Genomic DNA, 534 nt, shown 5'->3' with positions numbered 1-534 from the left:
AACCTCCCGCTTCGAGTTCTACCGGGATAGGGATAACTTCACCTCTGTCATCATGGTACCGTACAAAGGCAACACCTCCATGATGATTATTCTGCCTGATGAGGGAAAACTAGAGGAGGTGGAGAAACACCTTAGCAAGGAAGACCTCAAGTACTGGCATGACAGATTTTTCCTCAGCTCTGTGGATTTCTCCATGCCCAAGTTTTCCATCTCTGCTTCCTCCTCACTTGGGGACCTCCTGAAGGAACTGGGTATAGTTGATGCCTTCTCTGACAAAGCAGACTTCTCAGGGATGAGTGCAGAGACCAAACTGAAGGCCTCCAAGGTTCTTCACCAGGCAGTCCTGAAGGTTGATGAGAAAGGTACTGAAGCATCTGCTGCCACCACTATAGAGATCATGCCAATGTCTCTTCCAGACTCCATGGAACTCAACAGACCTTTCATAGTCTTAATTGTAGAGGACAGCACCAAGAGCATCCTGTTCATGGGCAAGGTCAACAACCCTGCTGAGCAGTAAGAGCCAGGCCAGTTAGC

1 protein-coding gene is annotated in these 534 nt (G+C 48.9%); it reads left to right on the top strand.

The window, feature by feature from the left end; translation table 11 throughout:
- Positions 1–517 (top strand): serpin family protein (locus tag GFJ41_RS20065; protein WP_369122736.1); only part of this gene is annotated, 517 nt, incomplete at its 5' end.
- Between the last annotated feature and the right edge of the window lie 17 nt (positions 518–534).

The organism is Paraclostridium dentum, from assembly GCF_012922555.1.
GTDB lineage: Bacteria > Bacillota > Clostridia > Peptostreptococcales > Peptostreptococcaceae > Paraclostridium > Paraclostridium dentum.
Note: the sequence above shows the minus strand (reverse complement) of the source record. Positions and strands in the feature narration are given on the sequence as shown.